This is a genomic window from Stenotrophomonas sp. YJH_SMC_19 (assembly GCF_059367915.1).
The window spans coordinates 24810-43541 of the sequence record NZ_JCAFRI010000030.1 but is presented as its reverse complement, the minus strand read 5'-3'; the positions used below and the strand labels follow the sequence as shown (position 1 = coordinate 43541).

Annotated in this window: 21 protein-coding genes; 8 read left to right on the top strand and 13 right to left on the bottom strand. The window is 66.6% G+C overall.

All coding sequences use genetic code 11. The features are described from left to right. On the bottom strand, window positions 1–93 hold a 93-nt coding region (locus tag AC5P5R_RS20715), incomplete at its 3' end, for a transposase (protein WP_305099592.1). A 545-nt stretch (window positions 94–638) separates the two neighbouring features. Here AC5P5R_RS20715 and htpG point away from each other — a divergent pair. Then, window positions 639–2531 (top strand): molecular chaperone HtpG, encoded by a 1893-nt coding sequence (gene htpG, locus AC5P5R_RS20710; RefSeq protein WP_100438399.1) that lies wholly within the window; start codon window positions 639–641, stop codon window positions 2529–2531. 197 nt (window positions 2532–2728) lie between these two features. Here htpG and AC5P5R_RS20705 read toward each other — a convergent pair whose 3' ends face one another. Further along, window positions 2729–3028 carry a hypothetical protein gene (locus AC5P5R_RS20705; RefSeq protein WP_005409088.1) on the bottom strand — a complete coding sequence of 100 codons (300 nt, stop codon included), beginning with the start codon at window positions 3026–3028 and terminating at the stop codon, window positions 2729–2731. Between the two features lie 129 nt (window positions 3029–3157). On the opposite strand from AC5P5R_RS20705, the gene ftsY reads away from it, so the two are divergent. From ftsY to AC5P5R_RS20690, 3 genes are all read left to right on the top strand, one after another. After that, window positions 3158–4474 carry a signal recognition particle-docking protein FtsY gene (gene ftsY, locus AC5P5R_RS20700; protein ID WP_049402618.1) on the top strand — a complete coding sequence of 439 codons (1317 nt, stop codon included), beginning with the start codon at window positions 3158–3160 and terminating at the stop codon, window positions 4472–4474. A gap of 84 nt (window positions 4475–4558) precedes the next feature. After that, the gene (mutY, locus tag AC5P5R_RS20695) at window positions 4559–5683 is read left to right on the top strand and encodes an A/G-specific adenine glycosylase (protein ID WP_100438398.1); all 1125 of its coding nucleotides are present in this window, start codon (window positions 4559–4561) and stop codon (window positions 5681–5683) included. Between the two features lie 5 nt (window positions 5684–5688). Beyond that, window positions 5689–5958 (top strand): oxidative damage protection protein, encoded by a 270-nt coding sequence (locus AC5P5R_RS20690; protein ID WP_005409085.1) that lies wholly within the window; start codon window positions 5689–5691, stop codon window positions 5956–5958. Window positions 5959–6032: 74 nt separating this feature from the next. On the opposite strand, the gene AC5P5R_RS20685 is transcribed toward AC5P5R_RS20690, so the two are convergent. The 10 genes from AC5P5R_RS20685 to AC5P5R_RS20640 all read right to left on the bottom strand — a co-directional run bounded on the left by AC5P5R_RS20685 (window position 6033) and on the right by AC5P5R_RS20640 (window position 13098). Continuing rightward, window positions 6033–6482, bottom strand: coding sequence for a DUF6491 family protein (locus AC5P5R_RS20685; RefSeq protein WP_049460200.1), 450 nt, complete (start codon window positions 6480–6482; stop codon window positions 6033–6035). A gap of 221 nt (window positions 6483–6703) precedes the next feature. Beyond that, window positions 6704–7417: a lipoprotein-releasing ABC transporter ATP-binding protein LolD gene (lolD, locus tag AC5P5R_RS20680; protein ID WP_005409083.1), complete on the bottom strand. Its 714-nt coding sequence runs from the start codon at window positions 7415–7417 to the stop codon at window positions 6704–6706. Then, window positions 7410–8651 (bottom strand): lipoprotein-releasing ABC transporter permease subunit, encoded by a 1242-nt coding sequence (locus tag AC5P5R_RS20675; RefSeq protein WP_005409082.1) that lies wholly within the window; start codon window positions 8649–8651, stop codon window positions 7410–7412. Before AC5P5R_RS20675 ends, lolD begins: the two co-directional genes overlap by 8 nt. Before the next feature lie 23 nt (window positions 8652–8674). Then, window positions 8675–9124 (bottom strand): hypothetical protein, encoded by a 450-nt coding sequence (locus AC5P5R_RS20670; RefSeq protein ID WP_100438397.1) that lies wholly within the window; start codon window positions 9122–9124, stop codon window positions 8675–8677. Beyond that, complete coding sequence (locus tag AC5P5R_RS20665) at window positions 9075–9323, bottom strand: FAD assembly factor SdhE (protein ID WP_005409080.1); 249 nt, start codon at window positions 9321–9323, stop codon at window positions 9075–9077. Before AC5P5R_RS20665 ends, AC5P5R_RS20670 begins: the two co-directional genes overlap by 50 nt. Window positions 9324–9421: 98 nt before the next feature. Then, window positions 9422–10207, bottom strand: coding sequence for a succinate dehydrogenase iron-sulfur subunit (locus AC5P5R_RS20660; RefSeq protein ID WP_005409079.1), 786 nt, complete (start codon window positions 10205–10207; stop codon window positions 9422–9424). Window positions 10208–10273: 66 nt separating this feature from the next. Then, window positions 10274–12064, bottom strand: a complete 1791-nt coding sequence (gene sdhA, locus AC5P5R_RS20655) for a succinate dehydrogenase flavoprotein subunit (RefSeq protein WP_005409078.1) — start codon at window positions 12062–12064, stop codon at window positions 10274–10276. 31 nt (window positions 12065–12095) lie between these two features. Next, window positions 12096–12482, bottom strand: coding sequence for a succinate dehydrogenase, hydrophobic membrane anchor protein (sdhD, locus tag AC5P5R_RS20650; RefSeq protein ID WP_005409077.1), 387 nt, complete (start codon window positions 12480–12482; stop codon window positions 12096–12098). Then, complete coding sequence (gene sdhC / locus AC5P5R_RS20645) at window positions 12479–12871, bottom strand: succinate dehydrogenase, cytochrome b556 subunit (protein ID WP_005409076.1); 393 nt, start codon at window positions 12869–12871, stop codon at window positions 12479–12481. The genes sdhD and sdhC overlap by 4 nt, the downstream gene beginning before the upstream one ends. A gap of 56 nt (window positions 12872–12927) precedes the next feature. Next, the gene (locus AC5P5R_RS20640) at window positions 12928–13098 is read right to left on the bottom strand and encodes a DUF1674 domain-containing protein (RefSeq protein ID WP_005409075.1); all 171 of its coding nucleotides are present in this window, start codon (window positions 13096–13098) and stop codon (window positions 12928–12930) included. Between the two features lie 39 nt (window positions 13099–13137). Between AC5P5R_RS20640 and ygfZ the strand changes: the two genes are divergently transcribed. Beyond that, a complete protein-coding gene (gene ygfZ / locus AC5P5R_RS20635; protein WP_099484521.1) occupies window positions 13138–14013 on the top strand; it encodes a CAF17-like 4Fe-4S cluster assembly/insertion protein YgfZ in 876 nt (291 codons plus the stop codon). A gap of 106 nt (window positions 14014–14119) precedes the next feature. Here the strand turns inward: ygfZ and AC5P5R_RS20630 are convergent, their stop codons facing one another. After that, on the bottom strand, window positions 14120–15202 hold the full coding sequence (locus tag AC5P5R_RS20630; RefSeq protein WP_005409073.1) for an ABC transporter ATP-binding protein: 1083 nt from the start codon (window positions 15200–15202) through the stop codon (window positions 14120–14122). Between the two features lie 352 nt (window positions 15203–15554). Here AC5P5R_RS20630 and zwf point away from each other — a divergent pair, with 352 nt between their 5' ends. Genes zwf through pgl form a run of 3 tightly spaced genes read left to right on the top strand, consistent with a single transcriptional unit; the run spans window position 15555 to window position 18714 of the window. Continuing rightward, window positions 15555–16991 (top strand): glucose-6-phosphate dehydrogenase, encoded by a 1437-nt coding sequence (gene zwf / locus AC5P5R_RS20625; RefSeq protein WP_005409072.1) that lies wholly within the window; start codon window positions 15555–15557, stop codon window positions 16989–16991. After that, a complete protein-coding gene (gene glk, locus AC5P5R_RS20620) occupies window positions 16988–17995 on the top strand; it encodes a glucokinase (protein WP_005412971.1) in 1008 nt (335 codons plus the stop codon). Before zwf ends, glk begins: the two co-directional genes overlap by 4 nt. After that, the gene (pgl, locus tag AC5P5R_RS20615) at window positions 17992–18714 is read left to right on the top strand and encodes a 6-phosphogluconolactonase (protein WP_100438395.1); all 723 of its coding nucleotides are present in this window, start codon (window positions 17992–17994) and stop codon (window positions 18712–18714) included. Before glk ends, pgl begins: the two co-directional genes overlap by 4 nt. The last annotated feature ends 18 nt before the right edge of the window (window positions 18715–18732 follow it).

The following is an 18732-nucleotide window of genomic DNA, read 5'->3' as shown; positions in this document are numbered from 1 at the left end:
GCCGTGGCGACGGGCAATGGCTTTGACCGATGTGGAGGTCTTGCAGGCCTCTTTGGCGACCTGCAGTTTGAAACGTGCGTCATATCTGTTCATGTATCCCTCGGGGTTGGATCTGACGTCCAACTCCCGGGGGTCACTTCACCATGGGGGCTTGGCCGCGGCATCCATGCCGCGGACACCCCCACAACCTGCCCCACCCCGCCTTCGACAGTTTCCTGCGATCTGCCGGAACGTCTCTTGGGGTCAGATCCGTTTTCCTGCGGAAAACGGATCTGACCCCATTTGATGTATCGATATCTGACAGATGTGTCGACCAAGGTCGACACCTGCCAACAGCCGCGTGAACCTGTCAGAGGCGGGGCGGTGTGGGTTGGCAGGACCGTTGGCGCCATGGATGGCGCCATCGAGCCCCCATGGATGGGTTCACGGCGTGTCCTGCCAACCCACACCGCCCCGCCATCCCACGGATAGCCCGCTGCTGCTGCTGCTGCTGTTGATGTTGCTGTTGCTGTTGCATCGGCCTCTGCAGGTGCAGGGCTGCAAGCCCTGCCGAACAACCCCTTGATTTCGGGACAATCACCCCTACCCCTTGGCGAGGCCGCACGCGCTGGCGCGGCATTGCACATGGAGCCCTATCGATGACCGAGACCACCCAGACCGAAACCCTTGGCTTCCAGACCGAAGTCAAGCAGCTGCTGCAGCTGATGATCCACTCGCTGTACTCCAACAAGGAGATCTTCCTGCGCGAGCTGGTCTCCAACGCCGCTGACGCTGCCGACAAGCTGCGCTTCGAAGCCCTGACCCAGCCGGCCCTGCTTGAAGGTGACAGCGAGCTGCGCGTGCGCGTCAGCTTCGACTCCGCCGCCCACACCATCACCATCGAAGACAACGGCATCGGCATGAGCCGCGCCGAGGCCATTGCCCACCTCGGCACGATCGCCAAGTCCGGCACCGGCGATTTCCTGCGCCAGCTGTCCGGCGACCAGAAAAAGGATTCGCAGCTTATCGGCCAGTTCGGCGTCGGCTTCTACAGTGCCTTCATCGTTGCAGACCAAGTGGAAGTGACCTCGCGCCGCGCCGGCCTGGCTGCAGGCGAAGGCGTGCGCTGGACCTCGCGCGGCGAAGGCGATTTCGAAGTGGCCACCATCGACAAGGCCGAGCGCGGCACCCGCATCGTGCTGCACCTGAAGGACGGCGAGCACGACTTCGCCGATGGCTGGCGCCTGCGCGGCATCCTCAAGAAGTATTCGGACCATATCGGCCTGCCGATCCAGATGCCGAAGGAAGGTGGCGAAGAAGGCGCCGCGGTCGAATGGGAAACCGTCAATCGCGCCAGCGCGCTGTGGACCCGCCCGCGCACCGAGATCAGCGACGCCGAGTACACCGAGTTCTACAAGCACGTGGCACACGACCACAGCGATCCGCTGGCATGGAGCCACAACAAGGTCGAAGGCAAGCTGGAATACACCTCGCTGCTGTACGTGCCCGGCCGCGCGCCGTTCGACCTGTATCACCGCGATGCCCCCAAGGGCCTGAAGCTGTACGTGCAGCGCGTGTTCGTGATGGACCAGGCCGAGCAGTTCCTGCCGCTGTACCTGCGCTTCATCAAGGGCGTGGTCGATTCCAACGACCTGTCGCTGAACGTCTCGCGCGAGATCCTGCAGTCCGGCCCGGTCATCGATTCGATGAAGGCCGCGCTGACCAAGCGCTCGCTGGACATGCTGGAAAAGCTGGCCACAGACAAGCCGGAGCAGTACGCCACGTTCTGGAAGGAATTCGGCCAGGTGCTGAAGGAAGGCCCGGCCGAGGACTACAACAACCGCGAGAAGGTGGCCGGCCTGCTGCGCTTCGCCTCCACACGTGGCGACGGCGATGCGCAGAACGTGTCGCTGGCTGACTACCTCGGCCGCATGGCCGAAGGCCAGGACAAGATCTACTACCTGACCGGCGAGAGCTACAGCCAGGTGCGCAACAGCCCGCACCTGGAAGTGTTCCGCAAGAAGGGCGTGGAAGTGCTGCTGCTGACCGACCGCATCGACGAGTGGCTGATGGGCTACCTGACCGATTTCGACGGCAAGGGCTTCGTCGACATCGCCCGCGGCGACCTCGACCTGGGCGCGCTGGAAACCGAAGCGGACAAGCAGGAACAGGAAGCAGCGGCCAAGGACAAGCAGGGCCTGGTCGAGCGCCTGAAGACGGTGCTGGGCGATGACGTGGCCGAAGTGCGCGTCTCGCACCGCCTGACCGATTCGCCGGCGGTGCTGGCCATCGGCGAACAGGACCTGGGCCTGCAGATGCGCCAGATCCTGGAGGCCAGCGGGCAGAAGGTGCCGGACAGCAAGCCGGTGCTGGAGATCAACCCGGGCCATCCGCTGATCGCCAAGCTGGATGCTGAAGCCGATGGCGTGCGTTTCGACGATCTGGGCCGGGTGCTGTTCGACCAGGCTGCATTGGCCGCCGGCGACAGCCTGAAGGATCCGGGCGCCTATGTGGCGCGCCTGAACAAGCTGCTGCTGGAGCTGTCGGCCTGATCGACAAGGTGGTCGCCGGGCATGGCCCGGCTTACCCGGCGATGCTCTGGTAGAGGCCAACCTCGGTTGGCGCCCAAAAAGCGTGCCAACCAAGGTTGGCACCTACCGGGGCGGGTGGTGAGTGCCAACCAGGATTGGCATCTACCAGGCGGGTCGAGCGTGTCAACCAAGGTTGACACCCACCAAGGCCGGGCGGCTCAGGCCTCGCGATCCAGCAGCGAGCCCAGCATCTGGTCCTGGCGTCGGATCACCGCGGCGTTGGAAGCGAAAGCCACCACCTCGGCTTTCGCTGCCAGCAGATCACCCAGTGGTGCACTGACATCGGTGCCGGTAGGAGTCACCGCGGCCTGCACCCCGCCCTGCTCCACCGTACTGCGTTGCAGCTGCAGGCGCTGGGCATCGGGAGTCGCCAGGTTCGCCACGTTGTGCGCGGCCACCAGCACGCCCTGCTGGGCCGCACGCATCCCGCCGAGGGCGATTCCCATCACGTTGTTCATGGCGGTCTCCGGACCGCCCTGCGCAGCCCTCCGGACCGGTTAACGGCCGGCCGGCCGCGACCTTGAGTCCACATCGGCCCGACAGGCCCGAGTGGTAGCATATCCCTCTGATTTCAGCGCCTTTTGCCAATGCTCAGTTTTTTCCGCCGCAAGAAGCCCCAGGATGCCCCCGCAACGGAGGCACCCAAGACCCAGCACTACTCGGCTGAAGAGCTGGCGGCGGCGTTTCCGTCGGCCGCGCCGGTCGAGGACAAGGAGCCGGCACCGGTAGCCGTACCGGCCGAGCCTGCACCGGTCGAGCCGCCCCCGGCAACCGCCGTTCCGGTCGCTGTCGAGCCCACCCCGGTGATTCCGGCCCCAGCCGCACCGGTTCCGGCAGCTCCTGCGCCGACGGCGCAGATTGACGTCGCCCCCATCGCGACCCCGGCCATCGAACCGGCACCCGCACCGCTGCCCGAGCCCACCCCGGCACCGGTCACCGACGACCTGCCTGCTGCCGCCTCGGTCGACGCTGCTCCGGCACCTGCCGGCAAGCCCGGCTGGCGCGAACGCCTGCGCAACAGCGTCATCGCGCGCAGCTTCGGTGGCCTGTTCTCGCGCAACCCAAAACTCGACGACGACCTGCTGGACGAGCTGGAAACCGCCCTGATCACCGCCGACGTCGGCGTGGGTGCCACCACCGATCTGGTCGAGGGGCTGCGCAAGCGCATGAAGTCGCGCGAGTTCGCAGATGCAAATGCGCTGCTGGCCGCGCTGCGCGCCGAGCTGATCGCGATCCTGCAGCCGGTGGCCAAGCCGCTGGTGATCGACCGCAATGCCAAGCCCTTCGTGGTGCTGACCGTCGGCGTCAACGGCGTTGGCAAGACCACCACCATCGGCAAGCTGGCCAAGCGTTTCAAGGATGAAGGCCACAGCCTGATGCTGGCTGCCGGCGACACCTTCCGCGCCGCCGCCGTCGCACAGCTGCAGGCCTGGGGCGAGCGCAACGGCGTGGCCGTGGTCGCCCAAGGGCAGAACGCCGATGCCGCTTCGGTGGCGTTCGATGCGCTGCAGGCCGGCAAGGCCCGTGGCACCTCGGTGCTGATCGCCGATACCGCCGGCCGCCTGCACACCCAGTCCGGCCTGATGAACGAGCTGGGCAAGATCCGCCGCGTGCTCGGCAAGATCGACGCCACTGCACCGCACGAAGTACTGATGGTGATCGACGGCACCACCGGTCAGAACGCGCTGTCGCAGCTGCGCCAGTTCAACGCTGCGGTGAACGTGACCGGCCTGGTGGTGACCAAGCTGGACGGCACTGCCAAGGGCGGCGTGGTGTTCGCGCTGGCCCGCGAGTTCGGCATTCCGATCCGTTTCGCCGGCATCGGCGAGCGCCCGGAAGACCTGCGCGTATTCGATCCGGAAGCCTTCGTTGACGCCCTGCTGCCCGAAGCGCTGGGTGCCTGATAGACCGTGCAGCCACGCATGGCGTGGCTCTACTGCAGCCCGGTAGAGCCACCCCATGGGTGGCTGCCCACCTCCGGAATACCGATGCCCCGCCAGCCGCACGCCAGCGCCGGAACCACGCAGACCGACGACTTCGTCACCCACCTGCTGCATTGGTTCGACGACCACGGTCGCCACGACCTGCCCTGGCAGCATCCGCGCAGCCCCTATCGGGTCTGGTTGTCGGAAATCATGCTGCAGCAGACCCAGGTGAGTACGGTCATCCCGTACTTCCAGCGGTTCCTGCAGCACTTCCCGACCCTGCCCGACCTCGCCGCCGCCAGCAATGACGCGGTGATGGCGCAGTGGGCCGGGCTCGGCTACTACGCCCGCGCACGCAACCTGCACGCGGCAGCCAAGCGCTGCGTGGAACTGCACGACGGCGACCTGCCACGTGACTTCGACGCGCTGCATGCCCTGCCCGGCATCGGGCGCAGCACCGCCGGTGCGATCCTCAGCCAGGCCTGGAACGACCCGTCCGCGATCCTCGATGGCAACGTCAAGCGGGTGCTCAGCCGCTACCACGGCATCGACGGCTTCCCGGGCCTTCCGGCCATCGAGAAGCAGTTGTGGGCGATCGCCGAGGCGCACGTGGCGCAGGTGCCGACCGGGCGCATGGCCGATTACACCCAGGCGCAGATGGACCTGGGCGCGACCGTGTGCAGCCGCGCCAGACCCGCCTGCGTGATCTGCCCGCTGCAGGACGCGTGCGTGGCGCGCCGCGAGGGCCGCACCGCTGAACTGCCGACGCCCAAGCCCAGCAAGACCCTGCCCGAGCGCGAAGCAGTGGCCCTGCTGCTGCGCGACCCCCAGCAGCGCGTGCTGCTGCAGAAGCGGCCGGACACCGGCATCTGGGCGCAACTGTGGACGCTGCCGCAGGCCGAGGCCGGCAGCGACCTGCAGGACTGGTTCGATGCGTATGTTGAAGGTTCGCTGGAAGACGCCGAGGAGCTGCCAGTGCTGCAGCACACCTTCAGTCACTACAGGCTGCACCTGCAGGTACTGTCGCGCCAGGTGAACGGCCTGCGCGTGGAAGAACCCACGTTGCGCTGGGTCGCCTACGATGAACTGCGCGCGCTGGGCCTGCCCGCGCCGATCCGCAAACTGCTCGACGGCGCGACGATCAAGACGCCAAAACGAACTTCCAAGAAACCCCGCAACCACGAGTGAGTGCCATGCCCCGAACCGTCTTCTGCCAGTACGAACAACGCGATGCCGAGGGTCTGGACTTCGTGCCCTACCCCGGCGAGCTGGGCCAGCGCATCTTCAACAACATCGGCAAGCAGGCCTGGGCTGCGTGGCTGGCGCACCAGACCATGCTGATCAACGAGAACCGCCTGTCGCCGCGTACGCCGGAACATCGCGCGTTCCTTGAAGGCGAACTGGTCAAGTTCCTGTTCGAGAAGGACGCGCAAAAGCCGGCCGGCTTCACTCCGGAAGCCTGACGCACAGGTAGTGCCGGGCGCTGGCCGGCAACCTGGCATCTGCGCGATGCCGGCCAGCGGCCGGCACGACCGCGCTATTTCGTGTTTTCCTCGCGCTCCTGCACCTGCGCTTGGCGCAGCTCCTGCTCGGAAGCGCGTAGTGCCTTCACATCCAGCTTGCGGATGCTGTCGATGAAACACGGCAGGCGCGGGCCGCCGGTAGGGTCGCGCACCAGCACCTTGTCGAAACGCGCCGAAACACGATTCATCTGGCTGGTCAGGCCGATGGCGGTGGCATATGGCAGGTCCTGGCAGGGCCCCCTCAACTCCAGCAGGTAGGCCTCGCTGGGACGCGTCCATACCGCAAGCGCGCTGTCACCCAGCTCGGTCCAGCCATTGAGGGTGCCAAAGAACTGCATGTCGTTCTGCGGCGCACCGGCATGGGCACGGTACAGGTCAAGCTTATCGGCGCTGCTGAGCCGGCCAGTGGTCGCACACGCGGCCAGCGCCAGGCAGAGTCCGGCCACCAGGAACGGGGTCTTCATGGCGATCTCCTCGGGGAACTGTAGCCATCATGCGCCCGGGCCGGCAACGCCGGCGCGATGACCGACAGCCCCATTCAGGCGCTGGTCGGCGGTCGACCAAGGCCGACCTCTACCAAAGCAGACCCAAGGCCCCGGATTCCGGTAGTCACCAACCTTGGTTGGAGCCTGCCCTGCAGGAGCAGCCGATCAGGGTCGGCTTCCACCAAAGCGGCCCCGGCGCCTCAGACATCGGCGTGGGCCAGTGCGTGCAAGCGCCCTTCGCGCAGCTCCAGCACCCGGTCGAGGCGGCGCGCCAGGCTGCGGTCGTGGGTGACCAGCACCAGGCTGGTGTGACGCGCACGATTCAGTTCCAGCATCAGCTCGAACACCGTCGCGGCCGTGCGGTCATCCAGGTTGCCGGTCGGCTCGTCACCCAGCACGCAGGCTGGGTGATTGACCAGTGCCCGCGCCACCGCAGCACGCTGCCGCTCACCACCAGACAGCTCGCCCGGCTTGTGATCCAGGCGGTGGCCGAGGCCCACCGCTTCCAGCAGCGTGGTGGCCCGGCTGCTCGCTTCTGCTACCGCAGTGCCAGCCAGCAGTACCGGCATCATCACGTTTTCCAGCGCGGTGAACTCCGGCAGCAGGTGATGGAACTGGTAGACGAAGCCCAGCGCCTGGTTGCGCAGCAGACCGCGCGCGGTATCCGACAGCGCCGACATGCGCTGCCCGGTCACGTAGACCTCGCCGGCGGTTGGAATGTCCAGGCCACCCAGCAGGTGCAGCAGCGTGCTCTTGCCGGCGCCGGAGGCACCGATGATCGCCACCGTCTCGCCGGCGGTCACGGTCAGGTCCAGGCCATCGAACACCGGGGTCTGCATGCGCCCTTCGGCGTAGGTCTTGCCCAGTGCTTCGGCGCGGATCACTTCATCGCCGCGGTTGAAGACCTTATTCATAACGCAGGGCCTCCGCCGGCTGGGTGCGTGCTGCCCGCCAGGCGGGATACAGGGTGGCCAGGAAGCTCATCAGCAGCGCGACCACGGTGATCGCCACCACGTCGCCGGTCTGCATGTCGGTCGGCAGGCCGGTGATGTAGTACACATCCTCCGGCAGCAGCTTGACGTTGAACACGCTCTCGATGGCGCCGAGGATGCGTTCCAGGTTGAGGGTCAGGGTGATGCCGCCGATCAGGCCGGCCAGCGTGCCGAAGATGCCGATCAGCGAACCCTGCACCATGAACACCTGCATCACCCCGCCCGGAGTCAGGCCAAGGGTGCGCAGGATGGCGATGTCGGCCTGCTTGTCGGTGACCAGCATCACCTGCGACGACACCAGGTTGAAAGCGCCCATGGCGATGATCAGCGACAGCAGGATGCCCATCACTACCTTCTCCATGCGCAGCGAGTGGTAGAGGTTGGCGTTCTGCTGGGTCCAGTCACTTACCCGGTACGCGCCGCCGAGGCTCTGCGCCAGGTCCACGCCCACTTCCAGCGAGCGGTCCATGTCGTGCAGTTTCAGCCGCACGCCGGTAGCGCCATCGGAACGCAGCACGCGCTCCAGGTCCTGCATGTTGGCGAAGCCGACGCCGCGGTCGACCTCGTTGTAGCCGGCCTCGAAGATGCCGCTGACGGTGAAGCGTTTCATCCGCGGCACTGCGCCAGCAGGCGTGCCCTGCACTTCTGCAAAGGTCACCAGCACCTGGTCGCCAACGTCCACGCCCAGCCAGACCGCCAGTTCTTTGCCCAGCAGCACGTTGAAGCTGCCCGGCTTGAGGCTGTCATAGCTGCCCTTGGTGACCTTCTTGTCGATCACCGACACCTTCGGCTCCAGCGCCGGATCGATGCCCTGGATGATTGCGCCCTGCACGCGCGGGCCGCTGATCATCGACTGGATCTCGATGTACGGCGCGGCACCGGCCACGCGCGGGTCCTTGCGGGCGACGTCCACCACGCGCATCCAGTCAGGCATCGGCTCGCCGTCGCGGCTGATGGTGGTGTGCGCGGTCATCTGCAGCAGGCGGCTGCGGATTTCCTTCTGGAAGCCGCTCATCACCGCCAGGGTGGTGATCAGCACCGTAACGCCGAGCGCGATGCCCAGGATCGATGCCATCGAGATGAAGGAGATGAAGCCGTTGCGGCGCTTGGCGCGCAGGTAGCGCAGGCCAATGGCCACGGGAATGGGTTTGAACATGCAGGCAAGCCGGTCAATTCAGCTTATGGTGCCATCGACCGGGGCCTACGGGAAACGCCGCGTGCGGCCACGGCCAGTCGCAGTTCACGTCGCTGCCTGGAATCGAGCACATCGGGCCAGAACAGCAGGCGCCGGCGGGGCCGATCCTCACGCCAGAGCAACAGCAGCCATGGCCCACGCACGACCAGTTGTGGTGCATCGACGTCCTGCCCGGCCACCTGCAGCGGCTCGGGCGGTACCGGCAGAAGCACCTGCACGCGCGGCCTGCGCTGGCGCCAGGCCAGTTCGGCCAACCCGATGCCCCAGGCCAGCAACACCGCCGGCGTCAGCAGCCTGGGCGGCAGATCCGATGCGCGCAGCAGCCAGGGTGCGGCCAGCAGCACCGCCAGCTGGGCGGCGGCCTGCAGCCGCGAGGGGCGCCACTCAAGGCTTGAGGGCGAGGATCTTCTGCATGAGGGGGATCGCGTGCGCATGCGGGCAGGCCTCATAGCCCATGAACCAGCGCCACAACTTATCGTCCTCGCAGTCGAGCAGGAACAGGAAAACCTCGCGCTCCTCGGTCGGCGCAGTGCTCCATTCGTGGTCGAGATAACGGCCGAACAGCTGGTCCAGCTCACGCATGCCGCGGCGGCAGCGCCAGCGCAGCTTCTTCAGCAGAACGTCTTCTTCCATCGTGTTTCTCCAGATACAGCAAAGCCACGCATGGCGTGGCTCTACTGGGGTGGCACAGCCACGCATGGCGTGGCTCTACCGGGTACGGCCAGAGCCGATCAGGCGCGGCGTTCCATCATCAGTTTCTTGATCTCGGCGATCGCCAGCGCCGGGTTCAGGCCCTTCGGGCAGGTCCGGGCGCAGTTCATGATGGTGTGGCAGCGGTACAGCTTGAACGGATCTTCCAGATCGTCCAGGCGCGCACCGGTGTCCTCATCGCGCGAGTCGATGATCCAGCGGTAGGCCTGCAGCAGGATCGCCGGGCCCAGGTAACGCTCGCCGTTCCACCAGTAGCTCGGGCAGCTGGTCGAGCAGCAGGCGCACAGGATGCACTCGTACAGGCCGTCCAGCTTCTTGCGGTCTTCCGGCGACTGCAGGCGCTCACGGTCCGGCGGTGCCGGGGTCTGGGTGCGGATCCACGGCTTGATCGAGGCGTACTGCGCGTAGAAGTGGGTCAGGTCCGGAACCAGATCCTTCACCACGTTCATGTGCGGCAGCGGGTAGATCGGCACTTCCTTCTTGCCGCAGTCCGAGATGGCTCGGGTGCAGGCCAGGGTGTTGGTGCCGTCGATGTTCATCGCGCACGAACCACAGATGCCTTCGCGGCACGAGCGGCGGAAGGTCAGGGTCGGGTCGATCTCGTTCTTGATCTTGATCAGGGCGTCCAGGACCATCGGGCCACAGGCGTCCAGATCGACTTCATAGGTATCGGTGCGCGGGTTGCTGTCGTCGTCCGGACTCCAGCGGTAGATCTTGAAGGTGCGCACGTTCTTGCCGCCGTTCTTGACGGGGAAGTGCTTGCCCTTCGTGATCTTGGAATTCTTGGGGAGTGAAAACTCGGCCATGGCTGCTCTCGTTGGCTCAGGCGGCCCGCGCCCTTGGGCGCGGATTGCATGGTAGGCGGGGTCGGATCAGTACACGCGCGGCTTCGGCGGCACCACGGACACGTCGTCGGTCAACGTGTACATGTGCACCGGACGGTAGTCGAAGCTGCACTTGCCCTTCTCGTCGACGCTGACCAGGGTGTGCTTCTGCCAGTTGACGTCGTCGCGGTCCGGATAGTCCTCGTGCGCATGCGCACCACGGCTTTCCTTGCGCTGTTCGGCCGAGTTGATCGTCGCCACCGCGTTGAGCAGCAGGTTGTTCAGCTCGTAGGTCTCGATCAGGTCCGAGTTCCACACCAGCGAACGGTCGGAGACCTTCACGTCCTGGAACGAGTCGAAGATCTTGTCCATCTTCTCGCAGCCTTCCTTCAGCGTCTGGCTGGTGCGGAAGACGGCCGCGTCGGCCTGCATGGTGCGCTGCATGCGATCGCGGATGACCGAGGTCGGGGTATCGCCGTTGGCGTGGCGCAGCTTGTCCAGCAGGCCCAGCGCCTTGTCGCAGGCATCGGCCGGCAGCGGCTTGTGCGATGCGCCCGGCTTGATGGTCTCGGCGCAGCGGTTGGCCACCGCACGACCGAACACCACCAGGTCCAGCAGCGAGTTCGAGCCCAGTCGGTTCGCGCCGTGCACGGACACGCAGGCCGCTTCACCGATGGCGTACAGGCCCGGCACCACGGCATTGTCGTTGTCGCCGACCTTCTGCACCACTTCGCCGTGGTAGTTGGTCGGGATGCCGCCCATGTTGTAGTGCACGGTCGGGATGACCGGGATCGGCTGCTTGTGCACGTCGACGCCGGCAAAGATGCGGGCGCTTTCGGCGATGCCCGGCAGCTTGTCGTCGATCACGCCCGGGCCGAGGTGGGTCAGGTCGAGCAGGATGTGGTCCTTGTGCTCGCCGACACCGCGGCCTTCGCGGATCTCGATGGTCATCGAACGGCTGACCACGTCGCGCGAGGCCAGGTCCTTGTAGTGCGGCGCGTAGCGCTCCATGAAGCGCTCGCCGCTGCTGTTGCGCAGGATGCCACCTTCACCGCGGACACCCTCGGTGATCAGGCAGCCGGCGCCGTAGATGCCGGTCGGGTGGAACTGCACGAACTCCATGTCCTGCATGGCGATGCCGGCACGCATGGCCAGGCCGCCACCGTCGCCGGTGCAGGTGTGCGCCGAGGTGGCGCTGAAGTAGGCACGGCCGTAGCCGCCGGTGGCCAGTACCACGCCCTGGGCGCGGAACAGGTGCAGGGTGCCGTCGGACATGTCCAGGGCCAGCACGCCGCGGCAGGCGCCTTCGTCGTCGAAGATCAGGTCGAGCGCGAAGTACTCGATCATGAAGCGCGCATCGTGCTTCAGCGACTGCTGGTACAGGGTGTGCAGCATCGCGTGGCCGGTACGGTCGGCCGCCGCGCAGGTACGCTGCGCCGCCGGGCCTTCGCCGTACTTGGTGGTCATGCCACCGAACGGACGCTGGTAGATCTTGCCTTCGGCGGTGCGCGAGAACGGCACGCCGTAGTGTTCGAGCTCGATGATGGCCGGGATGGCCTCACGGCACATGTACTCGATGGCGTCCTGGTCGCCCAGCCAGTCCGACCCCTTGATGGTGTCGAAGAAGTGGTAGCGCCAGTCGTCTTCGCCCATGTTGGCGAGTGCGGCCGAGATACCGCCCTGGGCGGCAACGGTGTGCGAACGGGTCGGGAAGACCTTGGTCAGGCACACGGTCTGCAGGCCCTTGGCGGCCAGGCCGAACGTGGCGCGCAGGCCGGCGCCGCCGGCGCCGACCACGACCATGTCGTACTTGTGTTCGGTGATCTTGTAAGCGGACATCTAATCTGGATTCCTGTGTTGGTGCCTGGGCTCAGGCAACGCCGAGGGCGATGCGGCCCACCGCAAACACACTGACGATCATGCCGAGCACGGCGACGAACTTCACCGCGGTCTGCAGCACCAGGGCCAGCAGCGATTCGTGGATGTAGTCTTCCAGCACGACCTGCATGCCGAGCTGCGCGTGCCAGAACATGGCGATCAGCAGGCCGATCAGCGGCACTGCGTTCCACGGCTTGGCCACGGCGGCGGCGGCGGTCGCGTAGTCCGAGCCCAGCAGGCCCAGCACGAAGACCAGGAACCAGATACCCAGCACCACCAGCGCGGCGGCGGTCAGGCGCTGATGCACGAAGTGCTCGGTGCCGGTCTTGGCCGAGCCAAGGCCACGCACGTTCTTCAACGGGGTACGGAACTTGCTCACGCGGCACCTCCGAACATCACATAGGCCCACACCAGCAGGGTGATCACCAGGCTGCCGGTGACCGACAGCCAGCTGCTGCGGATGAAGGCGGGGATGCTGAAGCCGATGGCGAAGTCCTGCACCACATGGCGGATGCCATTGCACAGGTGATAGGCGAACGACCATGTCCACGCGAACAGGAACACGCGGCCATACCAGGCCCCGGCATGGCCGGTGAAGCAGTTCCAGGACTCGGGCCCCATCATCAGGGCCAGCAGGCCGGCAGCGATGATGAGGGCACCAACAGACAGAAAGACGCCAGTGGCTCGATGCAGGATCGAGGTGGCCATCTGAATCTGCCAGCGATACACCTGAAGGTGCGGGGAAAGTGGGCGTTGTCTGGTCGCCATTCGCTGGGCTCGTTGTCTCGGCTGGGCGGCACGCGGCCGCGTTGGCTCAATGCTGATCAGAAATCGATGCAGCGTCCGTTTTTCTCCCAATCGCCATACCGCACCGGATCAAGTCCGCCGCGGCCGCCGAATTCTTCTGCTTTTTCCTGTTCCACGGGCACGGGTGCCGCGGGGACCAGCGGGGCTTCAGATTCGTCGTCGGGAGTGGGGGTTGTTTGGCCTATCATGTTCGGTCTCGCAACGCACAAATTTTAGACCTCGTTCACGTGCCTGACAACCTGCCCCCTGCTTTCGTCGGATATCCGCGCCTGCCCGGCCACCAGCTGCTGAGCCTGCAGGGCCCGGATGCGGCTGTCTTTGCCCACGCCCAGTTCAGCAGCGATGTCACCGCCCTGCCCCTGCTGCACTGGCAGTGGAGTGCCTGGTTGAGCGCCAAGGGCCGCACCCTGGCGGTGTTCCAGCTGCTGCGGTTGGCCGACGACCACCTGATGCTGGTGCTGGCGGATGGCGATGCCGATGCGATTGCGTCGCAACTGCAGCGCTTCGTGTTCCGCCGCAAGGTGAAGGTGCTGGTGCGCGATGATCTGGCGGCGGCCGGGGCATTCACTGCGCCCGAGGCCGCCAGCGGCGCCGCGATTGCGCAGGCCGCAGGTGATGGCTGGGAACTGGACCTGGGCAGCGATGCCCTGCCGCGCACCCTGCGCATCGGCGCCGCCGATGCCTTTGCGGCCGGCAGCGAAACCGATGAGGCCGCTTTCGCCCTGGCCTGGCGCCAGGCCGACCTGCGCTACGGGCTGCCGCGGCTGGAAGAAGGCCAGCGCGAGGTGTGGACCCCGCAGCAGCTGGGCCTGGACCGTCTGAACGGCTACAGCGTGAAGAAGGGCTGCTATCCCGGCCAGGAAATCGTCGCCCGCACCCACTTCCTCGGCAAGGCCAAGCGCGCGGTGCAGCTGATGCATACCGCGGCACCGGCGCAGGCCGGCGATGGCGTGCAGCAGGACGGCGCGGCGCTGGGCACGATCGCCTGCGTGGCCGGCGACCTGGCACTGGCGGTGCTGCCACTGGAGGCGGGTGATGCTGACCTGCAGGTGGGTGATGCCATCGCGCAGCGCGTGCCGTTGCTGGATGGATTGGCACGCTGAATCTGTTGGGCTCTCATCCACGCCTTCGGCGGAGGAATGGTAGTGCCGGCCGCTGGCCGGCAACCACGCATGAATGAGGTAGCCGGCCAGCGGCCGGCCTTACCCGTTACAGGCGCTCGCCGGTTTCCGCGCTGAAGAAATGCAGGCCCTGCGGGTGGATCGCCACGCGGATCTGCTCGCCCACCGCCGGCAGCGCCTGCGGCGCCACGCGCATGGTCAGCGCGTGCTGGCCACTGCTCAGATTCACGAAGATCTCGTTGCCGACCGGCTCGATGCCTTCGATGCGCGCGGTGAACGCATGCGCATCATCGGCGCTGGCCGGCTGCAGGTGCTCCGGACGCACGCCCACCGCGATCGGCTTCTGCAGCCACGCCGGATCGATCGTGGCCTGGCCCAGCGGTGCACGCCAGTCGCCGTCGACCACGGTCACGCCGCCGGCATCGCCCTGCAGCGTGCCGCGCAGCACGTTCATCGCCGGGCTGCCGAGGAAGCCGGCCACGAACAGATTGGCCGGACGGTCGTACAGCGCCATCGGCGTATCGATCTGCTGGATGATGCCATCCTTCAGCACCACGATGCGCTGGCCCAGGGTCATCGCCTCGACCTGATCGTGCGTCACGTAGATCATGGTGGTGCCCAGCTTGCGGTGCAGCTGCGCGATTTCGGTACGCACGCTGTGGCGCAGCTTGGCATCCAGATTGGACAGCGGCTCGTCAAGCAGGAACACCGCCGGCTCGCGCACCAGCGCCCGGCCCAGCGCAACACGCTGGCGCTGGCCGCCGGACATCGCCTTGGGCAGCTTGTCCATCATCTCGGTCAGGCCCAGCGTCTGCGCCGCCTCGGCGATGCGCTTGTCGATGGTGGCCTTGTCATGGCCGCGCAGCTTCAGGCCGAAGGCCAGGTTCTCGGCCACCGTCATGTGCGGGTACAGCGCGTAGCTCTGGAACACCATCGCGATGTCGCGATCCTTCGGCGCCACATCGTTGACCACGCGATCACCGATGGTCAGCGTGCCGCCGCTGATCTCTTCCAGGCCAGCCACCATCCGCAGCAGGGTCGACTTGCCACAGCCGGAGGGACCGACCAGCACCATCAGCTCGCCATCGGCGACCTCGAAGGTGGCGTCCTTCACCGCGACCTGGCCGTTGTCATAGACCTTGCGCACACCCTGCAACTGCACTTTTGCCATATCACCTATCCGGTCCGCCCGAAGCCGGGCTGTCTTTTGGGACTGCCTCGGCCCTCCCGATGGCAGTGATGATTGCGCGCTTGCCGCATGACGGCGAGCACTGCAATCGAATACAGTTGCCCATTCTGCCATGTAAACGTTTTCACGTGGCACTATCCGATGATCGGTGCGCACCGATCTGCGTCGGCGGTTGAACGAAGGTTCCGCCGGGGTAGTGGTTTCGAATGGAACGGTCTTCCGGTGCCCCGGAGAACGCCCCCAACGAACCTCGGACAGGCAGTTGCGCGGATGTCCCCCGAACCCAGCCATGAAGCGATTGACAACGATGTCACCCGGATCTGAAACTCGAGCGATGCACGACACCCTCTTCCTGTTCGGTGCCACAGGTGATCTGGCCCAGCGCTACCTGTTCCCTTCGCTGCTTCGCCTGCTTGGCGACGGCCTGCTGCCGGAGGACTTCCGCATCCGCGCACTGGCGTTGTCCGGGCATGACACCGAAGCCTTCCATGACATCCTGCGCCCGCGCCTGCAGCAGGCCATGCCGATGGCCTCGCAGGACGACATCAACGGCCTGCTGCGCCGCATCGACTACCGTTCGGTCGACCTGCGCGACGTCGACTCTGTCGCCGCCGCCGTCTCCGATCTGGTGCATCGCAAGTGCGTCAGCTACCTGGCCATTCCGCCGGGCCTGTACATCTCCACCTGCGAAGGCCTGGCCAAGGGTGGCGCCCTCGCCGCGCCGGCACGCCTGATGCTGGAGAAGCCGATCGGCAGCGACAGCGAGAGCGCCGAGGAAATCATCAGCACCATCGGCCAGTGGATCGACGAGGACCGTGTGTTCCGTCTCGACCACTACCTGGGCAAGGCGGCGGTGCAGAACCTGATCGCCCTGCGCTTCGGCAATACGCTGCTGGAAGCGGTATGGAACCGCAACTACATCGAATCGGTGCACATCCTGGTGGCCGAGAGCGAAGGCGTGGATGGCCGCGACGCCTACTACGCCCGCTCCGGCGCGCTGCGCGACATGGTGCAGAGCCACATCCTGCAGCTGCTGTGCATGGTGGCGATGGAGCCGCCGGCCTCGCTGGAAGCCGATCGCATCCGCGACGAGAAGGTCAAGGTGCTGCGCGCGCTGCGTCCGCTCGATGCCAGGCACGCCGCGCGTGACAGCATCCGCGGCCGCTATACCGCCGGCACCATCAACGGCCAGCCGGCGCAGGCCTACCAGCCGCCGGAAGGCAGCGACGTGGAAACCTTCGCCGGCGTCACCGCGCACATCGACAACTGGCGCTGGAGCGGCGTGCCGTTCCACCTGGTCACCGGCAAGCGCCTGCCCGAGCGCACCACCCGCGTGGTGGTCACGCTGAAGCCGGTCACCCACTGGCTGTTCGAGCGCCCGCAGCGCGCCCAGGCCGCACCGAACCGCCTGGTGTTCCAGCTGCAGCCGCAGGAGAACATCGAACTGGGCCTGATGAGCAGTCTGGCCGGCCCGGAATGGGGTGCGCTGGAACTGCATCCGCTGGAACTGGAACTGTCGGTGCCGACCGGCCTGCATCGCCGCATCGCGTACGAACGCCTGTTCCTGGATGCGTTCAACGGCAACCACACCTTGTTCGTGCGTGACGACGAAGTGCGCGCCGCCTGGGCGTGGATCGACAGCGTGGCCGACGCCTGGAAGGAGGCCAAGCTGCCGCTGGAACCCTATCCCGCCGGCCAATGGGGCCCGAGCAACGCAACGGAGTTCCTGCCGCAGGGCGTGGACGCACCGGACAGCGAGGCGTCGGCATGAGTGCCAACTCGCAGCCGGTGCTGGTCGCCGACATCGGTGGCACCAACGCCCGCTTCGCCCTGGCCGACACCTCGCTGGACGCGCCATTGCTGAAGGAGAGCATCCGCGAGTACGCAGTGGCGGAGTTCCCGTCGCTTGGCGATGCCGCCCGCCATCACCTTGAGCAGATCGGCGCTGCCGCCAGCCGCGGCGTGTTCGCGGTGGCCGGTCGCGTAGACGGTGACGAGGCACGCATCACCAATCATCCGTGGGTGATCTCGCGCAGCCGCACCGCGGCGATGCTCGGTTTCGACGAGCTGCACCTGATCAACGACTTCGCCGCACAGGCAATGGCGATCTCGCTGCTGCAACCCGAGGACGTGGTCCAGGTCGGTGGCGCCGCCTGGGTGCCGGGCAAGCCGGGCCAGCCACGCAACTATGCGGTGATCGGGCCCGGCACCGGGCTCGGCGTCGGGGGCCTGATCCTGCGCCACGGCCGCTGCTACCCGCTGGAAACCGAAGGCGGCCATGTCAGCTTCCCGCCGGGAACGCCGGAGGAGATCCGCATCCTGGAGATCCTGTCCGAGCAGTTCGGCCGCGTCTCCAATGAGCGCCTGATCTGTGGCCCCGGCCTGGTCAACATCCATCGCGCGGTGTGCGAGATGGCCGGTATCGACCCGGGCCAGCTGCAGCCGGTGGACGTGACCGCCCGCGCCCTGCATGGCGATCCGCAGGCAATGCGCACCGTCGATGTGTTCTGCGCCGTGTTCGGCGCCATTGCCGGCGACCTGGTACTGACCCAGGGCGCCTGGGACGGCGTGTTCCTCACCGGTGGACTGACCCCGAAGATGCTCGATTCGCTGCAGCACTCCGGGTTCCGCCAGCGCTTCGAACACAAGGGCCGGTTCTCTTCGATCATGGCGCGGGTGCCGTCGCTGGCCGTGATGCATCCCCATGCCGGACTGCTGGGCGCCGCCGCCTATGCCGCCGATGCCGAACGTGACGCACCTGGAGTTGCCGCATGAGCCCCACCTTCCACGACGACCGCGTCGAGTTCATCCACCATGGCGATGCCGACGGCTGGATCGAAGCGGTAGCCGCCGAGATGGCGCAGAGCCTCAACCACGACATCAATGAAGTGGGCCGCGCCCGCATCCTGTTGTCCGGCGGCACCACGCCGGCACCGGTCTACCAGGCGCTGGCCGAACTGGACGTGCACTGGGACCGGGTTGAAGTGAGCCTGGCCGACGAGCGCTGGCTGTCGCCGCAGGATCGCGACAGCAACGCATGGCTGGTGCGCGAGCACCTGCTCAAGCGTGCCGAAGGTGCGCATTTCGATCCGCTGGTGCGCATCGGCAAGCCGCTGCAGGAATGCGTCTACACCGCCAACCTGCAGGCCCAGCACAGCCAGCCGCCGAGCCTGGTGGCACTGGGGATGGGCAACGATGGCCACACCGCCTCGCTATTCCCGGGCTCGAAGGACCTGGCCCGCGCACTGGAAAGCGCCCTGCCCTATGCCGCGCTGGATGCCACCGGCTGCCCGGGCGCGAACCAGTGGCCGCTGCGCATCACGCTGACCCCGCATGGGCTGCGCCAATGCCGCCAGCGCCTGCTACTGCTGCGCGGCAAGCAGAAGCTGCAGGTGCTGCGCCAGGCGTTGGACAGCAACGACGCCCAGCAGTACCCGATCCTCAACGCGATCAACCTGGAAGGCGCGCGCCTGCGCGTCCACTGGGCTGATTGATGTCGGCGGCGGCGCCCT

Excerpts from the sequence above, each read along its gene's own strand:
- pgl (WP_100438395.1), top strand. The coding sequence starts at position 17,992 with ATGAGCCCCACCTTCCACGACGACCGCGTCGAGTTCATCCACCATGGC.
- sdhC (WP_005409076.1), bottom strand. The coding sequence starts at position 12,871 with ATGGCGACCAGACAACGCCCACTTTCCCCGCACCTTCAGGTGTATCGC.
- AC5P5R_RS20630 (WP_005409073.1), bottom strand. The coding sequence starts at position 15,202 with ATGGCAAAAGTGCAGTTGCAGGGTGTGCGCAAGGTCTATGACAACGGC.
- AC5P5R_RS20705 (WP_005409088.1), bottom strand. The coding sequence starts at position 3,028 with ATGAACAACGTGATGGGAATCGCCCTCGGCGGGATGCGTGCGGCCCAG.
- zwf (WP_005409072.1), top strand. The coding sequence starts at position 15,555 with ATGCACGACACCCTCTTCCTGTTCGGTGCCACAGGTGATCTGGCCCAG.
- AC5P5R_RS20685 (WP_049460200.1), bottom strand. The coding sequence starts at position 6,482 with ATGAAGACCCCGTTCCTGGTGGCCGGACTCTGCCTGGCGCTGGCCGCG.
- AC5P5R_RS20690 (WP_005409085.1), top strand. The coding sequence starts at position 5,689 with ATGCCCCGAACCGTCTTCTGCCAGTACGAACAACGCGATGCCGAGGGT.
- AC5P5R_RS20665 (WP_005409080.1), bottom strand. The coding sequence starts at position 9,323 with ATGGAAGAAGACGTTCTGCTGAAGAAGCTGCGCTGGCGCTGCCGCCGC.
- mutY (WP_100438398.1), top strand. The coding sequence starts at position 4,559 with ATGCCCCGCCAGCCGCACGCCAGCGCCGGAACCACGCAGACCGACGAC.
- lolD (WP_005409083.1), bottom strand. The coding sequence starts at position 7,417 with ATGAATAAGGTCTTCAACCGCGGCGATGAAGTGATCCGCGCCGAAGCA.
- AC5P5R_RS20675 (WP_005409082.1), bottom strand. The coding sequence starts at position 8,651 with ATGTTCAAACCCATTCCCGTGGCCATTGGCCTGCGCTACCTGCGCGCC.
- glk (WP_005412971.1), top strand. The coding sequence starts at position 16,988 with ATGAGTGCCAACTCGCAGCCGGTGCTGGTCGCCGACATCGGTGGCACC.
- AC5P5R_RS20660 (WP_005409079.1), bottom strand. The coding sequence starts at position 10,207 with ATGGCCGAGTTTTCACTCCCCAAGAATTCCAAGATCACGAAGGGCAAG.
- AC5P5R_RS20670 (WP_100438397.1), bottom strand. The coding sequence starts at position 9,124 with ATGCGCACGCGATCCCCCTCATGCAGAAGATCCTCGCCCTCAAGCCTT.
- AC5P5R_RS20640 (WP_005409075.1), bottom strand. The coding sequence starts at position 13,098 with ATGATAGGCCAAACAACCCCCACTCCCGACGACGAATCTGAAGCCCCG.
- sdhA (WP_005409078.1), bottom strand. The coding sequence starts at position 12,064 with ATGTCCGCTTACAAGATCACCGAACACAAGTACGACATGGTCGTGGTC.
- htpG (WP_100438399.1), top strand. The coding sequence starts at position 639 with ATGACCGAGACCACCCAGACCGAAACCCTTGGCTTCCAGACCGAAGTC.
- ftsY (WP_049402618.1), top strand. The coding sequence starts at position 3,158 with ATGCTCAGTTTTTTCCGCCGCAAGAAGCCCCAGGATGCCCCCGCAACG.